At 59.2% G+C, this 19,068-nt stretch carries 16 protein-coding genes; 1 reads left to right on the top strand and 15 read right to left on the bottom strand.

All coding sequences use genetic code 11. The features are described from left to right. Positions 1-122: 122 nt before the first annotated feature. The 14 genes from KHO07_RS13455 to rfaH form a co-directional block, all read right to left on the bottom strand. On the bottom strand, positions 123-1,595 hold the full coding sequence (locus tag KHO07_RS13455) for a family 16 glycosylhydrolase (protein ID WP_212627480.1): 1,473 nt from the start codon (positions 1,593-1,595) through the stop codon (positions 123-125). Further along, positions 1,592-2,647 carry a UDP-glucose 4-epimerase GalE gene (gene galE, locus KHO07_RS13460; RefSeq protein WP_212627481.1) on the bottom strand — a complete coding sequence of 352 codons (1,056 nt, stop codon included), beginning with the start codon at positions 2,645-2,647 and terminating at the stop codon, positions 1,592-1,594. The genes KHO07_RS13455 and galE overlap by 4 nt, the downstream gene beginning before the upstream one ends. Positions 2,648-2,677: 30 nt before the next feature. Next, complete coding sequence (locus KHO07_RS13465) at positions 2,678-4,096, bottom strand: oligosaccharide flippase family protein (protein ID WP_212627482.1); 1,419 nt, start codon at positions 4,094-4,096, stop codon at positions 2,678-2,680. A 13-nt stretch (positions 4,097-4,109) separates the two neighbouring features. Further along, the gene (locus tag KHO07_RS13470) at positions 4,110-5,063 is read right to left on the bottom strand and encodes a glycosyltransferase family 2 protein (RefSeq protein WP_150733065.1); all 954 of its coding nucleotides are present in this window, start codon (positions 5,061-5,063) and stop codon (positions 4,110-4,112) included. 28 nt (positions 5,064-5,091) lie between these two features. Beyond that, positions 5,092-6,405, bottom strand: coding sequence for an O-antigen ligase family protein (locus KHO07_RS13475; protein ID WP_212627483.1), 1,314 nt, complete (start codon positions 6,403-6,405; stop codon positions 5,092-5,094). Then, the gene (locus KHO07_RS13480) at positions 6,402-7,514 is read right to left on the bottom strand and encodes a glycosyltransferase (RefSeq protein ID WP_212627484.1); all 1,113 of its coding nucleotides are present in this window, start codon (positions 7,512-7,514) and stop codon (positions 6,402-6,404) included. The genes KHO07_RS13475 and KHO07_RS13480 overlap by 4 nt, the downstream gene beginning before the upstream one ends. Then, positions 7,511-8,593: a glycosyltransferase gene (locus tag KHO07_RS13485; protein ID WP_212627485.1), complete on the bottom strand. Its 1,083-nt coding sequence runs from the start codon at positions 8,591-8,593 to the stop codon at positions 7,511-7,513. Before KHO07_RS13485 ends, KHO07_RS13480 begins: the two co-directional genes overlap by 4 nt. A gap of 2 nt (positions 8,594-8,595) precedes the next feature. Next, positions 8,596-9,300 (bottom strand): WecB/TagA/CpsF family glycosyltransferase, encoded by a 705-nt coding sequence (locus tag KHO07_RS13490; RefSeq protein WP_212627486.1) that lies wholly within the window; start codon positions 9,298-9,300, stop codon positions 8,596-8,598. Beyond that, on the bottom strand, positions 9,297-10,655 hold the full coding sequence (locus KHO07_RS13495) for a UDP-glucose/GDP-mannose dehydrogenase family protein (RefSeq protein ID WP_150733060.1): 1,359 nt from the start codon (positions 10,653-10,655) through the stop codon (positions 9,297-9,299). The genes KHO07_RS13490 and KHO07_RS13495 overlap by 4 nt, the downstream gene beginning before the upstream one ends. 48 nt (positions 10,656-10,703) lie before the next feature. Continuing rightward, complete coding sequence (locus KHO07_RS13500; protein WP_150733059.1) at positions 10,704-12,095, bottom strand: undecaprenyl-phosphate glucose phosphotransferase; 1,392 nt, start codon at positions 12,093-12,095, stop codon at positions 10,704-10,706. Between the two features lie 146 nt (positions 12,096-12,241). Then, a complete protein-coding gene (locus KHO07_RS13505; protein ID WP_212627487.1) occupies positions 12,242-14,554 on the bottom strand; it encodes a GNVR domain-containing protein in 2,313 nt (770 codons plus the stop codon). A 2-nt stretch (positions 14,555-14,556) separates the two neighbouring features. After that, the gene (locus tag KHO07_RS13510; protein ID WP_150733057.1) at positions 14,557-15,090 is read right to left on the bottom strand and encodes a polysaccharide biosynthesis/export family protein; all 534 of its coding nucleotides are present in this window, start codon (positions 15,088-15,090) and stop codon (positions 14,557-14,559) included. A gap of 12 nt (positions 15,091-15,102) precedes the next feature. Further along, positions 15,103-16,287, bottom strand: coding sequence for an outer membrane beta-barrel protein (locus KHO07_RS13515; RefSeq protein WP_348532544.1), 1,185 nt, complete (start codon positions 16,285-16,287; stop codon positions 15,103-15,105). Between the two features lie 13 nt (positions 16,288-16,300). Beyond that, positions 16,301-16,837 (bottom strand): transcription/translation regulatory transformer protein RfaH, encoded by a 537-nt coding sequence (rfaH, locus tag KHO07_RS13520; RefSeq protein ID WP_212627488.1) that lies wholly within the window; start codon positions 16,835-16,837, stop codon positions 16,301-16,303. Between the two features lie 606 nt (positions 16,838-17,443). On the opposite strand from rfaH, the gene KHO07_RS13525 reads away from it, so the two are divergent. Continuing rightward, complete coding sequence (locus KHO07_RS13525) at positions 17,444-18,421, top strand: NAD-dependent epimerase (RefSeq protein WP_212627489.1); 978 nt, start codon at positions 17,444-17,446, stop codon at positions 18,419-18,421. A 9-nt stretch (positions 18,422-18,430) separates the two neighbouring features. Here the strand turns inward: KHO07_RS13525 and KHO07_RS13530 are convergent, their stop codons facing one another. Continuing rightward, entirely contained in the window at positions 18,431-19,027 is a 597-nt protein-coding gene (locus tag KHO07_RS13530; RefSeq protein ID WP_212627490.1) for a cupin domain-containing protein, read from the bottom strand. Positions 19,028-19,068 lie beyond the last annotated feature (41 nt).

Here is a 19,068-nt window from a genome sequence, read left to right on the forward strand (position 1 = left end):
ACGAACCTCCTTGCCGATTGAAATGTGACCCAAGGCACACGGCGTAACAGCCGTCGCGCCTCATGGACTTCAATTGAAGGTGCAATGGATCAAGACTGAGAGCGCCTCAGTCTGGTGTGGCGCTATCGCGAGCGTTGCCACATGTACATGTAGTCGACTTCAAAGGTGGAGGGCAGGTCGGCATCGTCGACCACCCCAAACCATTTCCACATGGCCTCGCTGTCGAGGTTCACCTCCATCGGGAAGAAGAAGTGCGAGTTCTTCGATTCCCTGACCAGCACCCCGTCGACGTACCAACGCAGGGTGTCGGGCTGCCAGTCGAAGCCGTAGACATGGAAGTCATCCGCCAGGCGCCATGGACTGATCCAGATGCTGCCATTTTCAATGTGTTCGTTGCTTTGCGGCGTGGCCCACAGGTGGGCATTCATGTTGTACGAGTGGTCTAAGGCGCCGTTTTTGGTCTTGCCGGCGATTTCGAAGATGTCGATTTCGGTGGCATTGTCCGCCATGCCTGTCCACGCCAGCCAGAATGCACTGGAACCTGCGGAGTTCATGGGTTTGGCGCGGACTTCGTAGTAGCCGTAGAACCCGCGTTCATTGGTTCGGACCATCGCTGAGGTGTAGTCCTTGAAGCCGAGCTTGACGTACTTCTGCGGCAAGGTTTCCTTGCGAAAGATAATGTTCAGGTTGCCGTTCTCGACGATGGCATTGTTCGGCGTGTACAGCGCCGGTTTGCGTCCCAGCGACTCGTTCCCTATGCCATTGTTGACGTGCCAGCGTTCGAGATCGAGGGTGGTGCCGTTGAAGTCGTCGGACAGTTTGCGGTTGAGCATCCACTGCCCGGCATTGGCCTGATCAGACAGCGGCAGCTCGGCATTCGACCGGCTTGGCAATGGGCCCAGTGGTCCGACCCGGGTCCAGGTATTAGCTAGTTTGGGAATGGCAATGGACCATTTATCCGCCAGGTACTGAAAGGCTTGCTGACGTTCCGCGAGGGAAGCAAACGCGCGGTCGTAGACCAGCACTTCGGCGATGTCGCCGCGAAAGTTCTCGGCGTTGCCGACGGCATTGCGCCCGACTGCATATGGGCCAATCGGCACGTCGTAAAGCTCCAGGACGGAAACGCTCGGCGCATACGCGCTGGTCTGTGGCAGGCTGATGGCGAAATTGGGCAACAGGTTATCGTTGTGGGCGGCTTGCGGGCGTGAGCTGAACAAGCGTTGCCAGGGATCACCGTCAGGCTGTCCGGGTAATCGACGGGACACGATCAATACGGTCACAGGGCCTTTGGCAGTGCGGATGGGTTTACCCAGCAACCCCGATACGCCACTGAAACGCACCACCGAATGGCCATTCAGGGCGTTGGCGATCCGCTGTGGCTGCGAGGCGCCATCGTCGACAGTGGCGTGACTGGATTTTCCGGATTTATCGTTCCAGCGCTGGAGTTGGTTTTGCGCATCCAGGGTCATGGTCGACGCATCCGCCGCATCCAGCCACAGCACGAGCCCGGTGGTGGGAACGCCGGGCGCTTGTGCCGCGTTGCAGGCTATCGAAACCGACAGCAGCAGAGTCAGCAGGGATCCTTTGTAGATCATTTGACGGCGATCAGCGCGGGGATTTCGAAGGAAGCCTGATAACCCTGCGGGTTGCACGACTGCCACCGCCAGGTATCGACGATCATCTGATGAAGATCCCGTTGGGCGGTCCAGTTCAGCTCCCGTCCGGCCTTGGCGGGGTCGGCCCAGCATTGGGCGATGTCACCTTCGCGTCGTGGTGCGAAGTGGTAGGGAATGGTGATGCCGGTGATGTCCTCGAAACTCTGGATGATTTGCAGCACGCTGTAGCCCGTACCGGTGCCGAGGTTCCAGACATTGATGCCGCTGTTGTGCTGCAACACCTGAAGAGCCTTGAGGTGGCCGATCGCAAGGTCGACCACGTGGATGTAGTCTCGCACGCAGGTCCCGTCCACGGTGGGATAGTCGTTACCGTACACCGTGAGTTCGGGCATCCGGCCGATGGCGACCTGCGTCAGGCACGGCAACAGGTTGTTGGGACGGCCCCTGGGGTCTTCGCCGATCATCCCGCTTTCGTGGGCGCCAATCGGGTTGAAGTAGCGCAACAGCCCGATGCTCCAGCGTGGATCGGAATGGCACAGATCGGTGAGCAATTCTTCGATCATGAGCTTGGTGCGGCCATAGGGATTGACCGGTTTGCCGGTGCCGACCTCTTCGGCGATGGGTATACGTGTGGGCTCGCCGTACACCGTGGCCGATGAGCTGAACACCAGTTGGAACACGTTATTGCGCGCCATCGCCTGGCATAGCTCAAGCGTGCCGCAGACATTGTTGGCGTAGTAATCCAGCGGCTTGCGCACGCTGTCTGCGACGGATTTGAGGCTGGCAAAGTGCACCACGGCGTCGATGTCATAGCGTCTGAACAGGTCGTCCAGCAAGTTCGAATCACGAATATCGCCCTTGATGAATTCCACCCGGGTCAGGGTCAGTTGTTCCAGGCGCGAGATGCACTCTCGAGAGCTGTTACACAGGTTGTCGAGAACCAGCACATGGTGTCCGGCATTGATGAGCGCCACGGCGGTATGAGAGCCGATGTAGCCGGCCCCGCCAGTAATCAACGTAGTTTTGCGCATGGTGAGGCCTTCCTGTTTCAGGGACTGAATTCAGCGGGTGGTGAAAACCGATTTGAATTCTTGCGGCCAGCGCGGGTGCATGACGCTATACGCCACGGCATAGCTCAGCGCGCCTGCCACGATGTTGCAGATCAGGTGCAGGTAACCTTCAAAACCTGAGAGCGACGACACGTACAACACGGTCGCTGCCATGACGAGCGAGGCAATCACGCTGCGGTAATTGCAGTCGAAGAACCGGCGCCAGCCGTAACCGATAGCGGCGTTGAGGCCGCGGATTTGCAACGGCGTGATGATCAGCATCCGCGCCAGCAGGGCGAGGGCCGCGGCCATGCCGCCATAAACGCTGCCCAGGCCGTAGACCAGTGCCAGCGCCAGCACCGTGGTCACCACTTCAGCCTTGATCGTGAGGTGGCTGCGGTTGACCGCCACCAGTGCGGTGGTGGCGTACATGGCGGTGTTGCCAATGGCCGCCGCGCAGGCCAGCACTTGCAGCAGGGGAATGGCGTCGGCCCACTTGGCGCCGAAGATCAACAGGATGACGTCGTTCGCCGTGAGCGCGATCCCCAGGAACAACGGCGTCAACAGAAAGCCGCTGACGGCGGTCGAGTCGTCAATGATCCCGAGCAATCGCGACGGCTCCGCACTGCGCCGGGAGAACGCCGGCAGTGCATAGCTCAGCAGACCGTTATAAATCGCCGTGCGTGGCAGATCGATGATGCGCATCGCCATGTTGAACATGCCGACCGCGTTCGCACCGGCCGCCATCCCGAGCACCACGTTGACCCCGCGCTGAAGGGTTTGAGAGCTCAGTGCGTTGATGGCAACCGGTGTACCGGCCTTCAACAGTTTGCGCAGGACCGGACCGTCAATATGAAAGGCAATGCGCCGCGGGTCTGCGCGCATCAATACGATGATGGACACCAACTCCATGATCAGGGCCTGGGCAATGACCGCCCAGGCCCCCAACCCCCAAAGCGCGACAGCGATGCCGCCAACGCCACCAAACACCTTGCCCAGTAACGTTCGCGACGCCAGCGTCTTGAAGTCGCCGTTGCGGCGCATTTGCGCGACATAGACGCGCGCCATCATGGTGAAGAGGATTTTCACGGACGCGACCGCCGTCATCCATTGCAGCAGCGGCTCGGACGTGTACAGCGTCGCCGCGCCCGAGATGACCACGATCGAAACCAGGCTCACCAGTACCGCCGCCCAGAAGGCGGTGCTGATGTGCTTGTCCTCCAGCCGCTCGAGTCGCACCAGCGGGTCTTCCAGCACCGATGAATAAATCAGCCCGATCAACTCGACGATGGCAATGATGATCGTGCCCACACCCAGCTCTGCCGGAGACAGCAGTCGGGCATACACGACAAAGGTGATCATCGACAGGAAGATCAGGCCGAACTTCTCGGTGAAGATCCAGCCCAGGGTAGTGAGGCGACGGTTGGCCATGGCGGATACCGGTTCAATGAGCGGTGGTTGACGCCGTTGGCTTGCGCAATGTTTTGGCGCAGGCGTAGAGGTAGCGCAAGGTCGGTTTGCCGTGATCGAAGAACAGGGTTTGCCAGGAATGCTTGAACATTCGCTGGTACACGTCGATCACCTCGACATGCTCGCCGCCTCGGGAAAACGTATTAAGAAAGTCGGTGTGATTGGCCAGCACGAATTCGATCTGTTGCTGCTTGCTCAATTGCGCGGCGTAGCGGTCGAGGTACACCTCGATGAACCTGATTTTGTTCTGATAGTGCTTTTTCGGGTTTGCGGTCATGTTGCCGCTGTTGACCGTGCGCTCGAGCAGCACCTGCGGCACGGTGTGGATCTCCCAGTGCTCGGCGATTCGGGTCCACATGAAGCGGTCTTCGCAGTAACGCAGGCCGGCATCGAAGCCACCCAGTTCCATGATCACGTCGCGCCTGACCAGTGCGGCGGAAACGCCATTGAGGACGTTGGCGCGGATGAAATCGTAGAAATGCATGCCGTTCTTGAGCAGGTTGTCCAGTTGCCGCCTGCCGTCGCTGTAGTTGACCTGCGTGTAGCAGTCGACCAACCCGACCTTGCGACCCTGATGAGTCAGCTCGTCGTACAGCGCCAGCTGCAGCTCCAGTTTTTGTGGACGCCATTGGTCATCGGCGTCGAGCATCGCCACAAACGTCTCTTGAGAGTGGCGCATGCCGTGGTTGCGGGCGCTGGCCTGGCCTTCGTTGGCTTGCTGCAGCAGCGTCAGGCGAAACGGCGCGGTGAAGTCCTTGACCCGTTGGGGGCCGTCATCGGTGGAACCGTCGTCAATGACGATGACGTGATCGGGCAGGCGGGTTTGCTTGGCCAGGGACACCAGCGTTTGCTCGATGCTGGCGGCGCCGTTGTACATCGGGATGACCACGCACACTGTATGCGCTGAAGCAGGGGCTTGGTTTCGCACGGGTGTTTCTCCTGTTTTAAGCCTTGGGTTACGCCTTGGCGCAATCGCGCGCGAATGCCTGGCCGGACGGACGCTGGCGCAGGGTTGTCGGTGTTGATTCGGGGCAGGGCGCGTAGTGACGCCGAAAGGACAGGGCCAGGGTGCAGAACACCAGGAACTCGGCAGAGCGGTAGTTGGGAATCACGTACGCCACATAATTGGTGACGGCGAACAAGCCGATGATCACCAGGGCGCTGGCGCGAAACTGTGCCGCCTGGTTCGCGGTCACGGCGCGATATTGCTTGAGCAGCGCCTCGCCCAGCAGCAGCACCAGGGCAATCAGCTGGATGACGCCGCCGCTGAGCAGGGTTTCCATGTAGCCGCTGTGGGCGTTGCCGATATAGCCCCAGCGCGTGATGAACGCATCGGCGTCGGAACTGGCCCAGAAGGCGCCGAAGCCGTAGCCCTTGAGCCATTGCTGGTCGACAAAGGGCGCAAGCAACTCCCAGATCAGCGTGCGGTCCGTCAGTGACGGATCGCGACCGGCCACCTCCAGCAGCCACGCAATGTGGTTGTAGAGCAACAGGCAAGCCAGCAGAAACACCAGCGTGCAACCGAAGAACAGCCACTGCGAGCGGTTGATCCGCAAGCGGATCAATGTGAGGAAGTACCCGTAGCTCACCGTCCCCGAAACGATCAATGCCACGCCGGTCGCCGACTGGGCGAGCAGGACGGCGACCAGGGAAAAAAACGAGCAGAAGAGGGCCCAGCGGTTGCCCTGGCGGATCATCGGCAGCAACAACAGGATGGCGATCGCGTTGAGCCGTGCGCCGGCGTTCTTTTCGGTAAAAATCCCCTTGAAGGCGCCGTCACGGATACCACCGGATAAAAACGCGGCGCTTGGCATGACCACGGCGAGTATCAAGCCGATCAGCGCCGCTACGCCGATGGCACAACCGAGCATGAAGGTGATTTTTTCAAGGGGGTAGTTATAGGCAATGAACCCGGCAAAGAACACCACGCCGAGCATCGCGATGAACCGCTTGAGACTGAGCATCGGGTCGTAGGACCAGCCGATCGATGCGATGACACAGAGCAAGAACACCAGCAGGAAAAAATTGCTGCGGTAAAAGGTTTTGCTCAGGAACACCTTGTTGCGGATGAAGAAGTACAAGGGCACCAGCAGTGTGATCAGGCCGCAGACCTGATTGGCGACGTTGCCTTCGAGATCTTTACCGATGTCGCCGAAGCCGGATCCGCCACCCAGTCCGAGCACAAATGTCAGCACCTGGATGTAAAACAGCAAGCCGAACAGGGTGAAGCCATCGCGTAGCGTCGAGTATCTGACCTGGAGTGTGCTCATGATGCCCGGCTCCCGAGCAACGCAGCGAGGTAGGTTTGCACCGCGCTGGCATTCTTGAATCGGGCGGCTGCCTCAAGGCGTTCATGACGTTGCAGGTTGCGCGGTGTGGCGAGTTGCAGGGCAATCGCCTGCGCCAGTGCGATCGGGTCGTCGACGGCAACAAGCGGTGCAACCACGCCGTCGATGAGGATGTCCTGGGGGCCATGGGGGCAGCGAGTCGCGACCACCGGGGTGCCCGTGGACAAGGCTTCTACCAGCGCATTGGGACTGCCCTCGAACCGAGACGACAACACAAAGCAATCGGCCGCTGCCACTTCTGCCAGGGGATCGTCGGTGTAGCCCGGCAGGTCGACGCGATCGGCGACGCCCAATGTGAGTGCCTGTTCCAGCAATCGGACCCTGAGTGCGCCTTCACCAAAAATGATCAGGCGCACGCCCTTGTCCGGTAACGCGGCGAATGCCGTGATCAGGGTGTCGAAGCCTTTTTGCGGCGCCAGGCGACCCACGGCGACAATCACCGCGCCGGACTTTTCCAGCAGCCAGCGGTGGCTTGGCAGCCCCGGCGTCTTCTCGCGGAAGTTGTCGTCGAGTACCGGGTTGTCGGCGGTGGTCACGTCCCGTCGGCGCGCAATGGTGGTATCGATCAGGTCCTGGGCGACACCGCGGGAGACGCAGATCACCGGGTTGGGAATCAGCCGATACAGCAGCGGTGCCAACAGATACGCGACCCGCACCATGAAGTCGGGGTTAACGTGTTTGTCATGGGAGAAGGCATTGCGCTCGCTGACATGCAGCCGCGCCAGGGTGCCGGACAGCAGGGCAGCGGCGATTGCCACCACGTTGACGTGGGTGAGGGCCGCCAGTTGCGCATCAAAGCGATTGGCGCGAAGAAACCGCGCCAGTGCCGGCACCGCGCGCGAAGTGCGTGGGCTGCGCAATTCAACTTTTTTGACACGTGGGTCGAGGTGCGCTGCATTGGGCCCGCCGCCGGTCAGCAGCAACAAGGTCACGTCATTGCCTGCGTCGACCAGCGCTGCGGCCAGGCGCATCATCATTTTTTCAGCCCCGCCGGCGCTGAGGTCATGCAGGATAATCAGTAACTTTTTCATTGGTTCCATACCTGGTAATACGCCTGCGCCGCGTGCTGGCTGGTGTAGGGGCGGATGGCCTCGGTGAGCATTTTTTCGCTGGGTGCCACTTGCCCCCTTGATGTCAGGCTTCGCCGCATGCCATCGGCCAATGCCGGAACATCGTTGGCCTTGACCAACAGGCCCAACTGGCCGTTGTCCAGCAGTTCCCTGGGACCGGTCTCGCAGTCGCATGCCAGCACCGGCGTACCCAGCGCCAAGGCCTCGATCAGTACGGTCGGCATGCCTTCATGAAGAGAGCTGAGAATGAACAGGCGTGCATGCCTGAGCAGGGGATAGGGGTTGCGCAGGAAACCGGTGAAGTGCACCCGCTGCCCGATACCCAGGCGTTGTGCCTGGGCGATCAGTGCTTCGCGCAACGGGCCGTCGCCGGCGATCACCAGGTCCGGCAGCGCCTGGCGTTGCAGCGCCATGGCGTAGGCATCGAGCAACAGGTGAAAGCCTTTCTGTTGCGTCAACCTGCCCAGGCCCAACCAGTAGTCACCGGGTAACCCGGCGGGCAGTGGCGCCTGTGCGGCTTGAAACAGCTGCTCGGTGATGACCGCGTTGGGGCAATAGCGCACTCGCTGTCGACCCCACGGCAGCAAGTCGACGAGGGACTGGCGCAATGCCGTGGAGACCGTCACCACTTTGCCGCTGCCGCAGAGGTACAAGGCATAGAGCAGGCGCAGGCTTGAGGGGCCGGTTTTCTGCTCGGTGCAATCGAGTGTCACGTGTCGGCTATAGATGACTTTGCAGGCACTGCCCAAGGTGGCGAACCAGGTGCAGACGTTGGCCTGTTCCTTGGCGGAAATGAGGTGGGTGACGCCCTCGCGACGAATCAGCCGGCGTAACAGAACGATCGACCGGAGCAGGCCAACGATTCCGTTGCCACCGCCGTTGTTATGGCGTTCTGCGCCTGTGGTGTCCGGCGTCTCACCGTTCATGACGAAGAAGCTCACGCGCTGGCCATCCTTGAGAAATTGCTCGGATAACCGTTGCTGCACTCGCTCAACGCCGCCGCCGGAATTGAAATCCTTGAGAATGAACAGAATGTGCATGGTCATTCCCCAACGCTGATGGCGACTTTGTGCCGGGCGAGCATCGCCAGCAGGTGCAGGAAGTTGCTTGGGTAGTCGATGAAGTAGCGTTTGATCGTATGGGGTTCGCGGTACATTCGATAAAACGCGCGCATATGCAGGCGATCGATCACCGCCGGGTAATATTGCCGCGTGGCCAGGGCTTCCTGGCGAATGAACCCGCCACAGGTGAACGCCACACCGCGAAAGCCTGCGCGCATCGCGTCCTGTTCGAACTGCTCTTGCAGTCCGGCACCCAGGCCGACGATCAGAATGTTTGCCTCGCTGCGGCAGATGTCGGCCTGAATGCCTTCGGCCTGGGCCGCATTGAAGTAACCGTTGTGATAGCCAGCGATGGTCAGGCATGGGTAGAGCGCCTTGATCTTGCTGATGAACAGCTCCAGTTCGCTCTGTCGGGCGCCAACGAAATACACGCGTTTGCCCTGTTGCTCGGCGCTGCCGAGTACCAGGTGGGCAATGGACGTGAAGTCAAAGCTGACCCGGCCGATCGTGCGGCCTGTCACCCGGGACATGAACGTCGACATCAACATGCCGTCGCAAAAGTAGGCGACGGAGCTCGGGGCTTTTTCGAAGAAACTGCCAATGGACGCAAAGTTGATGAAGGAATACGCCTGGTTCGCGTCCAGCAGCTTCGGGGAAAATTGCCCGATCAATTCCAGCCTGATCATGGCGCCACTCCTTCTTGAAAGACGGAAGGGGTCTGACGGCCCACGGAAATGTAGGTAAAGCCGCGCTTGCTCAAACGCTGCGGGTCAAACAGATTGCGGCCATCGAAGATCAGCGGTTGCTTGAGTTGCCGCGCCAGCAGGTCGAAGTCCGGCGCCCGAAACGATTGCCACTCGGTGACGATGATCAGTGCGTCGGCATTTTTCAGTGACGCTTCCTTGGTACCCGCCAGTGTCAGGTCATCGCGCGCACCATAAATACGCTGGGCCTCTTCCATGGCTTTGGGGTCGAACGCCTGGACGCGGGCACCGGCCTGCCACAGGGCCTCCATCAATACCCGACTGGGGGCTTCGCGCATGTCGTCGGTGTTGGGTTTGAAGCTCAGGCCCCACAGGGCGAAGGTTTTGCCGCGAAGCGCGCCATCGAAGTGATCAAGGATCTTGTTGTACAGGCTGGCTTTCTGTTCCTGGTTGCGTGCCTCGACGGCCTTGAGCAACCGGGCATCAATGTCGACGCTGGTGGCGGCATGTATCAGCGCCTTCACGTCTTTGGGAAAACACGAACCTCCGTAGCCCAGGCCCGGGTAGATGAACTGATAACCGATGCGTGGGTCGGAGCCGATGCCGTGGCGCACCATCTCGATATCGGCGCCCAGCTTTTCGGCGAGGCTGGCCATTTCGTTCATGAAGCTGATCTTGGTCGCCAGCATGCAGTTGGCGGCGTACTTGGTCAGTTCGGCGCTGCGAACGTCCATGACGATGATCTTTTCGCGGCTGCGATTGAACGGTTCGTACAGTTCGCGCATGACCGCTTCGGCGTGCGGGCTGTCGGTGCCGATGATGATCCGGTCGGGGCGCATGCAGTCTTCCACCGCGCAGCCTTCCTTGAGAAATTCCGGATTGGAGACCACGTCGAACGTCAGGTCGCTGCGATCGTTATCGACCAGCACCTGCTCGATGCATGCGCGCACCAGGTCACCGGTACCGACCGGCACGGTGGATTTGTCGACGACGATCTGGTGACGGTCCATGTGCAGCGCGATGGTCTGCGCCACGCTCAACACGTATTGCAGATCCGCCGAACCATCTTCGTCAGGCGGCGTACCGACGGCGATCAACAGCACGTCGCCATGGTGAACAGCGCTGGCCAGGTCTGTACCGAACCGCAGCCGTCCGCTTTGATAGTTCTCGCGCACGAGGCTTCTCAGGCCGGGCTCGTAGATCGGCAGCGTGCCTTCCTTCAGTGCCTCCACCCTGGCCGTGTCGACATCGACGCAGAGCACGTTGTGCCCGACCTCTGCCAGTGCGGCACCTTGTACAAGGCCCACATAGCCAATACCGAATACGCTCACATTCATGGTCAAACCTCAGGTCGTCGTGACAGTGATCTGCGATGGGGCGGGGGGTCAGTAGATGTTTTTCGAGAACAGCGTGAAGGGGGTCTTGATGAGGATCTTGATGTCGAGCCACAGCGACCATTGGTTGATGTAGTTGAGGTCCTGGGCGACGCGCAGCTGCATCTTTTCCACGGTTTCGGTTTCGCCTCGATGCCCGGTGATCTGGGCCAGGCCAGTGATGCCAGGCTTGAGGCGGTGGCGGGCCATGTAGGCGCGGACTTTGCCGGTGTAATAAATGTTGTGGGTGACGGCGTGCGGGCGGGGGCCGACGAGGGCCATCTGGCCGGACAAGACGTTGAACAGCTGCGGCAATTCATCGATGGAACTGCGGCGCAGGAAGCGTCCGAACGGCGTGACCCGATCATCGTCACGGGTGGCCTGGCGCACGTCGCGGTCGTCGTGCAGGCGCATCGAGCGAAACTTCCAGACCTTGATCACTTCGCCGTTGCAGCCGTGGCGATTTTGCATGAACAACACCGGGCCGGCGGAGGTCAGCTTGACGGTAATCGCCACCACCAACAGCAACGGGCTGAGGACAAGAATGGCCATCGCCGCCAGGCTGCGTTCGAACAGGTCCTTGCAAAACAGACTGGCGGGGTGCGAGCTGAGCAGGCTCTCGTTGAGATAGATGGCCGGCATTCGCTCTATTTCAGAGATCGAATGGTTGAGCAGCACCATGCTGCCGAAATCCGGGATCCACACCACGTCGACATTCATGTCCAGCAGGTCGATGTAGAGCGCTTCGATGGTGGCGGCATGCTCCATGGTCAGCACGATGTAGACGCGCCGCACCTCCAGGCGCGTAAGGATTTCGCGAATCGCGTCAACGTGGCCGAGCAGCGGCAGGATGCTGGGAGCGGGGCCGCTGTCATGGGCAGTGGCGATGAATCCCAGCGCCAGCGCGCGGTTGGGGCTGGAGAGTTTTTTCGCCAGTTCATGGGCCGTCGGGCAGGTGCCGATGATCACTGAACGACGCCCGTTGCAGATCATCTTCGAATGCAGTCGGGCGAAGTAATGCAGGGGCAGAAAACTGGCCACCTGGACGAGAAATCCCAGCACCGCCCAGGCCACGATGACCTGGCGCGAGTAAATCGCGCTGGTCTGGGTGATGAAGGCAATGGCCGCCAGAACGGCCAGCAGGATCAACCAGCCGGCCAGTAAGCGGCCGATCCCGACCACCAGGCCATGACGTTTGTGGAAGACCTGCATCATGCTGTAGATCGGCACCGAGCCGAGCACCGTCAGGATCATCAGGGTGCGGTATTCGCTGGTCAGGCTGCCAACTCGCCAGTGCACGAGCAGCATCAAAAGCGCGATGGTCAGTGTCATCGCACACAACCACTGGCCCCAGAACGTCAGGCCTCGGCGGTGTGTCATGTGAGCGGTATAGAGCGGTGTCATGGGCTTGACCTCGAGGCAATGAATTCATCAGCGCTGATGGAGCGGGCACGGCGAAGCTCCCGCAGGCTTTCCGTAGCTCGGCAGAGGTGAAGCGAACGGTTGTGATGGCAGTAAAAGGCGTAGCGACAGACCAGGGCGGTCAGGCGTTACCGGGGGGCGAAGTCATAGTCATAAAACGTTTTGGAATGGTGGTAGCCGTATTTGCGCGCCTTGCGCAGGTCTACCTGGTTGAGGACGGTACCGAATACCGACACCTGGCTTTGTTGCAACATGGCAATGCCTCTCTGCACTTGGCTGATCGGCGTGCTGTCTGCCTTGACCACGTAGATCACCGCGTCCGAATGCTTGGCCAGCAATAGCGCGTCGCTGATCATCTCCGCAGGCGGCGAGTCGATAATGATGTGGCGGTAACGCGATTTCAGCGCATCGAGCATGCGCGCCATGCGCGGTGAACTGAGCAGATCCTGCGGCGGAGGCTGGCGTGCCGGGTTGAGCGCGTCAGCTGGAGACGGCAGGCGCGGCGCAGAGAACAGATCCAGCGAAGGGGGGATGACCATCCCGGCCGGCAGCATGTCCAGATTGCCTACCGAAACGATACAGTCTTCGAGCCTTGCGGTGCCGGCAATGACATTGGCCAGCCCCGGGCTGTCGGGCGGAAAGTCAAAGTTCAGCGAAAGGGTTGGCTGGCGCATGTCCGCATCGATCAACAGCACGCGCTCCAGTGAAGCGAGCGAACTGGCCAGGTTGTTGGCGATGGTGCTTTTACCCTCGCCGGCGACGGTCGACGTCACGAGCACTACCTGCGACGGCATTTCGCTGCCTTGCAACATCAGCCAGGTGCGCAGATTGCGAATGGTCTCGCTAAAGCGCGGGTTGTCGTTGTCTTCGAACAAACGGGCCAGTTGCCGGCGGCTTTTTTTCCTCACCAGCGGCACGACGCTGAGCAGAGGAATGTTAAGCGCGCTTTCGATCGTTTCATCGGTTTTGAAGGTGTTGCTCAGGCTCTCGAAGAGCAGGGCCAGGGCCACGCCGATCACCGCAGCGATTAAGCCGACGATCCCGACAATCAATGTTTTACGGGGCTTGCTCGCTTCGGTAGGTACGATGGCCGGGTCGACGATGCGCACTTTTGTCGAGTCCATGTCGGCGGTGGCCGTGGTTTCTTTCAGCCGGGTGACGAAGGTTTCATACAGCGCGCGGGTGCTGTCGACCTCACGCTGGAACTCGCGCAACTGGAACTCCTTGCGGGCAATGTCCTGGATCTGCGCCTTGTTGCTGTTGAAGGATTGACGCAGCGAGGCTTCGCTGGCGGAGGCGAGCTGGTATTGCCGTTCGATACCGGCCACCACTTGTTGCACCTGGAGTTGCAGGCTGGTGGTGGCAGTGCGCAGTTCCGATTGCGCGGACACCAGGCTCGGATGTTTAGGGCCATAGCGCCCCGACAGTTCCTCGACCTTGGCTTGTGCCTTGGCCCGTTCAGCCTGGAATTGCTGGACCAATGGGTTACTCAAGACTGCAGGCACGCTGGAGAGTCGGCTCAGATCACCGTTGCTCAGGGACTTCGCCTGACGGTACTCGCTCTCCGCTTCAGCGCGGTTGCGACGGGCGTCGACCATGCGATTGCCGGTCATTTCCAGTTCGTTGGCGCTGATGGTTGCGACCCCGCCGACGTCGACCAGACCTTGCTCTTCCCGATAGCCTTGAAGCTTCTTCTCGGCCGCCCGCAAGTTATTGCGCAGCTCCACCAGGCGTGTGTTCATCCAGGCTGTCGTGGTTTGCGAGGATTTCTCGCTGGTGTCGAGCTGACTGTCGGTAAAGCCCTTTGCCAGCGCGTTGGCCGCCGCTGCCGCCAGAACCGGGTCCGGGAGCTCGACCTCGATTTCCAGCAACTGGCTCTTGCCGACGAACTTCACGCTGGTGTGCAGCATCAGGTTCTGGGTGACGATGTTGAAGACGTCCTCTTCAGTTGGCGTTTGTTGCACCGGCATCATCCGACCCAGTTCCGGAATCCATTGATCCAGGTGAAGGTCGGCCAGCCATTTGCGCGGCGTGAACCAGGGTTTCGGTTGCTGGCGCGGGTCGGTGATCGGGTGGGTGGTCAGGTCGAGTGTTTTCACCGCGCGTTCGGCGAGGTCTCGTGATTGCAGGAGCGCTTGTTGTGTTTGCAAGTAATCGGTGGCGTTGCTGCCTGATTCCTTGACTTGCTGGAAGGACATCAGCGGTGGCGTTTTATCGTTGAACAGCAAGGTGGTGCTGCCGACGTATTGCGGCGTGATGTTCGTGACCACAATGATCGCCAGCAGACAGCTGACCAGGACCAGCCATCCGATGCTCCATTTGGCGCGCCAGATCACCCTCCAGAGTTTCAGAAGATCAATCGTGTCCTTGTCTTCGCTGTACTGCTGATGCAGATGCGTTTGCAGAGGACGTTCGACGTAGGTGCTAGGGCTGTTGTCCATGATTAGAAAAAGCCTTGTGCAATGGAAATGGTATCGCCGGGGGCAATCGTGGTGCTGCGTGTCACTTCGTCGGTGAGTGTGGCGGCGCCATCACCGCGCACGATGGTCACGCGCTTGATCGAGGCCCGTTCGGTCAAGCCGCCGCCCAGGGCGATGGCTTTCTCCAGGGTCAGGCCGGGTATGAAGGGGTAGTTGCCGGGCTTTTTCACTTCGCCGTTGATGTAGAACGGGCGGTATTCGATCTGGCTCAAACTGACTTTCGGGTCGATCAGGTACCCTTGTTTGAGTCCGTCGACGATGATCTTTTCGACTTGGCCGGGGGTCAGTCCCTTGGCGGAAATCTCACCCAGAAAGGGGTAGGAAAAGGTGCCGGCATCGCTCAGGCGGATCTTTTTCAGGCTCAACTCCGGCTCGCCAAACACGATAATGCGCAAGACATCGCCGGCGGCCAGCTTGTACTGGGTGCCGGGGTCTGCGGCATAGGTATTGGGGAAAACTGCCAAGGCGAACAACAGGCCAAGAGTGTGTGATTTCATGGCGAAACCCTCTTAAAGGCTGACGTTGAAGCTGATCTGAAAAACGTTGCGGGTAAAACTTTCGTTGTCGGCATCCGAGTCGTTATCGCGGTACCGATAGCCCATTTCGATATCCAGCCACCGGCGCATCGCATACACCACGGCCAGGTTGTAATCCTGCCGGTCGTCCGTGCGGCTTTGGCCCTCGTAGACGTATCGGCCGAACCCGGCTTGTGCCACGGTGGTGATCCGTTCAGTCCAGCCATGGCGCCAACCGACCTGGGTGAAGGTCGACTTCACGGCATCGGCACCGTCGTCGCCCTCGGCCAGCGCCTGGCGGGCGACGAAGGTGAAGGTTGAATAGGTGCGTGGCTTCCATTGCATATCCACTTGCCACGTGGGGTTGTCGAGGTCTTTGGATTCGCTGCTGTCGAAGTCCTTTTTCTCGTAGCCGATGCGGACTTTACCGGTGGTTTTGGCGGTGATGTCCCAGACGGCACCGGCGAGTACGGCATTGGAATTACTGCTGCGCTGGCTGTTGGCTTGCAGGTAATCAAAGTTGGAGTAGTTGTATTCCAACAGGCCGCGGGTGTTACTGCCGATGCGGTGGTACCAGGTGCTGGTGACTGAGGTGGTATCACGTTCCTTGTCGTCATTGACGCCATCGCCATTGTCATAGCGAAGCTCTGCGTAGTTGGCGCCGAAATCGATCTGGTTGTCCGCGCTCTTGGCGCCGTAGGTGTAGAGGCCACCCACCCGTTTGTTGTTGAGCTTGTCATTTTCGCCTTCGACCGCCGTCGATTCGGTGCGCTGCCATTTGCGGTATTCGGCGTCGAGTGCCAGGCGATGTCGGTCGGTGAACTCCATGACGCTGTCCGCGCGAACGCGCTGTGCCGTGTTCGAGGCGCTGGTGTGCTCGTGGTAAATGTACCGGGTGGGCTGCCAAGTCAATCGAGTGGCGCTGTTGCGGTCTTCAGCCTTCAGCTCGAAGGAGGGTGCCAGTTTGGTGATCATGGACTCCTGTACATTACTTTCCAGTTCGCGAAAGTTGTCGTCATAACTTTCTGCAAATATGAAAGTTGGAGTGAAATCGAATCCGTAGATATCAATAGGTTGCGGATTAGTACTCCAGGCAATTCCAGGGTATAGGGAGGCCATGATCAGTGCAAAAGGGCAGCGTGACTTCAAGACCATTTTATAGCTCCTGGCGAAAAGCATATAAGGCTAGTAATTAGTTGTTTGTATGAAGTGCGCGGTGTTGACGTTCGACAATGTTCAAGGGCACACAAACAGATTGTTCCCGATTAAGAAACTGCATCAGGATCATCACCCGTTCGGCACCTTGCGGGGCAATGAACACGCCCTCCAGTGGCGACAGCGGACCACTGATGAACTGCAAAGGCTCGCCCGGTTTAAGGGCCTCGTCCGCGCTCGATGCCGAGGACTCGACACAACGCTCACGCAAATGCTCGATGACGTGTTCTGCCACCGTCGCAGGACCATGATTGAATTCGACAATGCGACTGATGCCCCGGGTGGAACGTATGGGCGCCCAATTGTCTGTACGGCTGAGCTGAATAAACAAATAGCCGGGGAAGAGTGATTCCAGCACCCGCTGTCTTCTCCCGCGGATGACGCGTTCACTCATGAGTTGGGGATGGAAAATCACATAGTTCTGCTGAAGCAGATTCAGGTGGGCACGCTCATCCTGGCGTGGCTTACATTGCAACAGATACCAATTAGGCTGTTCCGGGCTGATAGATGACATGCTGGTAAACTCTGAAGTTGGCGAAGTTTATACAGGCAGGGACTCTATTAGAGCCTTGAGATGTCAATCAGCAGATATCTGTTCTTTTTAGGGGGGGACGCAAGTGTGTATCAAAAATGAATCACAAAACGCTTCACAAGAGTGCGCGACTTTATCGCGTGCTGCTATACAGCACATTTATTTGGTATACCCACGGTTTAAATTTTCAAAGGTCAAAGCTACCGCACGGTCTGCACATCGGACCGGTGTATAAGGAATTCAAGAATTATCTTTGGAACAATGGACAGCAAGAAAAAAGAGTACTCGTGCCATGTTCGAACAGACCTTGATAGTTATCGGCCAGTCTTTGCTGTCTGTCAAACGTTCCCAGTCAAAAAACACGCCATTGATCGACTTCTGATTTTTCAAGCTTACAAGTTGTTGTTTTAAAAGATCATCTTCCGCTCGTCTAATCGATAAAAACTTTTTCCATCGTCTGTAGTCGCTGTTGACGTGGGCGCTTCCTTGGTCAATTACCCATAGTGGGGGATTGTTATGAGGTGTGGACCGCTCGCACGCGTAACGCTATAACTATCCGCCTATCGAGTTGAATGTGGAGCAGGGACTATGACCGTTCTTGTGACTGGCGCTGCGGGTTTCATCGGGTATCACACGGTCAAACGCTTATGCCTTGATGGGCATGAAGTCGTCGGCATCGACAACCTCAACCATTACTACAGCGTCGAACTCAAAGAGGCACGGCTCAAACAGTTGAGTGGACTACAGGGTTTCCGTTTCCACACCATGGATATTGTCGACAAGCCTGCCTTGATGGCACTTTTCGAAGCCGAGCGGTTCACCGAGGTTGTGCACCTGGCCGCCCAGGCGGGGGTCCGTTATTCACTGGATAACCCGGATGCCTACGCGCAATCGAATCTGGTTGGTTTCTTGAACATACTGGAAGCCTGCCGGCATTTTCGGCCCGCGCATCTGATCTACGCGTCGAGCAGCTCGGTGTACGGCGCCAACAGCAAACTGCCCTTCAGTGTCGATGACGCGGTCGAGCATCCGGTTTCCCTGTACGCCGCCACCAAGCGCGCCAACGAGTTGCTCGCCGACAGCTACTGCCACCTCTACGGGCTGCAGGCCAGCGGGCTGCGGTTTTTTACCGTTTACGGGCCTTGGGGGCGGCCGGACATGGCGCTGTTCAAGTTCACCGAAGCGATCCTCCAGGGCCGGCCGATCGATATTTACAACCATGGCCAGATGGCGCGGGATTTCACCTACATCGACGACATTGTCGAAGGCATTGTCCGCTTGTGTCCGAAGCCGCCGCTGCCAGACACGCAGGCCAAGGGCGTCAATCGGATTTTCAATATAGGGCGTGGCCAACCGGTCGCGCTGCTGGATTTTGTCGACTGCCTGGAATCGGCGTTGGGCATAAAAGCTCAACGCAACTTTTTGCCGATGCAGGCAGGCGATGTCGTCAATACGTGGGCTGATGTTTCGGCGCTGGCAGACTGGGTCGGCTTTTCCCCGCGCGTGGAGGTTGCAGCTGGTGTGGAGCAGTTTGTGCGGTGGTATCGCCAGTTTTATCAGGTGTGAGTTTTACGCTCAAAAGGTTGGCGGGGTGATGACCCAGATAACCACTGCATCGACCTCGCCGGGGTTGCCGTAGCGGTGCGGTTCCTGGCTGGAGAAGCTGAAACTGTCGCCTTCGCTGAGCTGAAAGTGGCGCTCGCCGACCCATAACTCGAAACTGCCCGACAGCAGATACCCGGCTTCTTCGCCTTCGTGGCTGTAGCTTTGCTGACTGTAGGTGCCGGGTGGAAAACGCGAGTGGAGCATTTCCAGCTGTTGATTGGGTTGCGGTGTCAGCAACTGGTCGACGATGCCGTCTTCGTAATGCACGCTCAGGCGACTGTTCTTGCGCACCACCACGCCGTCGTCCTCGGGTGCGGTGTTGGCCTCGCTGGCGAAGAACCACTGGATGGTCACGCCGAGGCTGCGGGCAATGTTGAACAGTGCCGGGATCGACGGGTAGGCGAGGTTGCGTTCCAGTTGGCTGATGTAGCCGGCCGTCAGTTCGCTCAAGCCAGCCAGTTCCGCGAGGGTCATGCCCCGACGCTTGCGCAGGCCGCGGATGCGGGTGCCGAGGAAGTGCGGCTCGGCGGCGCCGGTTGCGGGCTGTGATTTGCTGTTGTTGCTCATGGAAAATTCCGAACCGGGGAGGTGGTGACTTACCGCTCTCT

Source organism: Pseudomonas sp. PP3 (assembly GCF_905336995.1).
Classification (GTDB): Bacteria; Pseudomonadota; Gammaproteobacteria; order Pseudomonadales; family Pseudomonadaceae; genus Aquipseudomonas; species Aquipseudomonas reinekei.

What these genes read in the sequence shown, in the direction of transcription:
- KHO07_RS13495 (WP_150733060.1), bottom strand. Translation starts at nt 10,655, where the DNA reads ATGAATGTGAGCGTATTCGGTATTGGCTATGTGGGCCTTGTACAAGGT.
- KHO07_RS13525 (WP_212627489.1), top strand. Translation starts at nt 17,444, where the DNA reads ATGACCGTTCTTGTGACTGGCGCTGCGGGTTTCATCGGGTATCACACG.
- KHO07_RS13530 (WP_212627490.1), bottom strand. Translation starts at nt 19,027, where the DNA reads ATGAGCAACAACAGCAAATCACAGCCCGCAACCGGCGCCGCCGAGCCG.
- KHO07_RS13455 (WP_212627480.1), bottom strand. Translation starts at nt 1,595, where the DNA reads ATGATCTACAAAGGATCCCTGCTGACTCTGCTGCTGTCGGTTTCGATA.
- KHO07_RS13485 (WP_212627485.1), bottom strand. Translation starts at nt 8,593, where the DNA reads ATGCACATTCTGTTCATTCTCAAGGATTTCAATTCCGGCGGCGGCGTT.
- KHO07_RS13505 (WP_212627487.1), bottom strand. Translation starts at nt 14,554, where the DNA reads ATGGACAACAGCCCTAGCACCTACGTCGAACGTCCTCTGCAAACGCAT.
- rfaH (WP_212627488.1), bottom strand. Translation starts at nt 16,837, where the DNA reads ATGTCATCTATCAGCCCGGAACAGCCTAATTGGTATCTGTTGCAATGT.
- galE (WP_212627481.1), bottom strand. Translation starts at nt 2,647, where the DNA reads ATGCGCAAAACTACGTTGATTACTGGCGGGGCCGGCTACATCGGCTCT.
- KHO07_RS13480 (WP_212627484.1), bottom strand. Translation starts at nt 7,514, where the DNA reads ATGAAAAAGTTACTGATTATCCTGCATGACCTCAGCGCCGGCGGGGCT.
- KHO07_RS13500 (WP_150733059.1), bottom strand. Translation starts at nt 12,095, where the DNA reads ATGACACCGCTCTATACCGCTCACATGACACACCGCCGAGGCCTGACG.
- KHO07_RS13475 (WP_212627483.1), bottom strand. Translation starts at nt 6,405, where the DNA reads ATGAGCACACTCCAGGTCAGATACTCGACGCTACGCGATGGCTTCACC.
- KHO07_RS13490 (WP_212627486.1), bottom strand. Translation starts at nt 9,300, where the DNA reads ATGATCAGGCTGGAATTGATCGGGCAATTTTCCCCGAAGCTGCTGGAC.
- KHO07_RS13510 (WP_150733057.1), bottom strand. Translation starts at nt 15,090, where the DNA reads ATGAAATCACACACTCTTGGCCTGTTGTTCGCCTTGGCAGTTTTCCCC.
- KHO07_RS13465 (WP_212627482.1), bottom strand. Translation starts at nt 4,096, where the DNA reads ATGGCCAACCGTCGCCTCACTACCCTGGGCTGGATCTTCACCGAGAAG.
- KHO07_RS13515 (WP_348532544.1), bottom strand. Translation starts at nt 16,287, where the DNA reads ATGCTTTTCGCCAGGAGCTATAAAATGGTCTTGAAGTCACGCTGCCCT.